1 protein-coding gene is annotated in these 1,579 nt (G+C 30.3%); it reads right to left on the bottom strand.

Translation table 11 applies throughout. From position 1 onward, the window contains the following. Positions 1-115: 115 nt before the first annotated feature. Positions 116-1,315: an IS110 family RNA-guided transposase gene (locus tag LQ686_RS13845; protein WP_119494049.1), complete on the bottom strand. Its 1,200-nt coding sequence runs from the start codon at positions 1,313-1,315 to the stop codon at positions 116-118. Between the last annotated feature and the right edge of the window lie 264 nt (positions 1,316-1,579).

Here is a 1,579-nt window from a genome sequence, read left to right as displayed (position 1 = left end):
CCTATTTCCTACGATTAGTCAAGCCAGATTGTATTTAAGAAAACATATTCAAATAAACCGTCCATTTTAATTTTTTTGAATAAGGTGTTAAACTAAATTTGATTGTACGTTTAGACTAATGTGGGGACATTTGATAATCGTATAATTTAGATTCATTAACTAAGTAATGTAGTGTTTTTAATAGTCGGTTTATACAAGCGACTACGGCAGTCTTATGAGACTTCTCATTGGGCTGCTTTCTTAATTTATAATAATAATCAACTATGTGGTTATTATAGTTACGCTGTCCTCGAATAATATTCATCACTACTAAAAACAATAATCGTCTAGCTTTTTTATTCCCTCGTCTATTAATTGTATCTCTATATTGAGTTTTGCCTGATTGATATCGTTTGATATCGATACCCACATATGCGTTTAATTGTTTATTCGTTTTGAATTTTGTAAGATCTCCTAATTCTCCTATAATCATAGCTACTGTTAGCTTCCCTATACCAGGAATTGAATGCATAACTTCGAAACATTCAAGTTGTTGAGCTAACTCAATCATCTCTTTATCTAGTTGAGACAATTGTTGAATTGAACTTTTTAATTGTTGAATTAATAATCGAACTTTTTTTACTAGAAATGAAGAATGTTTAACATTAGGATAACTTTCTTGTGCTATTTTATTTAATCTTTCAGCATAATTTTGTGCTTTTTGATAAGACAAATTTTTATTAGTGTATTCCATAATACTTGAAGTCAGGCTTTCAATATCTTTTTGACTAACTAAATCTGGGTGTGCATATTCTTCTATAATATTAAGCGCGATTTTTGAATAACGATTTTTAAACAATTTTTCAAGTCCTGGAAAAGTTTGATGAAGTAATTCGATAATCATTATTTTCAATCGATTTTGATCGTTTTCAATTTCAACATGAAATCGAGCTCGTTCACGTAATTCAAAGAAAATATCAGGATTTGAATCTAGACTGGTGCTCGCCTTTAAATATGGCGCTAAAAGCGCTAATTTATGAGCATCAGATTCGTCTGTCTTCCACGCTCTTAATGAACTTGTTTTAAACCTTGCTTCTAATGGATTCATTTCAATAAAATCAATTTGATTTACTCTACAAAATTTCACCATACCTCTTGAATAAATGCCTGTGGCTTCAAATACAAACTGAAATTGATCCATTTCATTCAAATAATTAAGTAGCTGGTTATACCCATTTTTATTATTTTGAATGGTGAATTCTTTCTGAAAAATATCGTCTTGATAATGGGCAATAACACTTGTTCTTTTACTAATATCAATGCCAAAATAATTCATCTAACAACCTCCTTATTTTAATTGAGAAGCTTCAAGCTTAATTAACCTTTCTCATTTCACTTTCCTATACACGACTTCAAGAGCCCTACATACTACAACCGAATTTCAAAAGGTGAGAGTTAAGCTGACTAGTTTATCTTACGGATTTGAAACCCAATAGACTCTTCAGTCTACTTCTCTCTACAACTATAAAAAATAGCTGTGAAAAAATCTATCGTCATAGATTTCTTCACAGCTAATCTTAGTATGTTTATCTTGTTTGGT

Source organism: Mammaliicoccus sp. J-M41 (genome assembly GCF_022385935.1).
GTDB classification, from domain to species: Bacteria; Bacillota; Bacilli; order Staphylococcales; family Staphylococcaceae; genus Mammaliicoccus; species Mammaliicoccus sciuri_A.
Note: the sequence above shows the minus strand (reverse complement) of the source record. Positions and strands in the feature narration are given on the sequence as shown.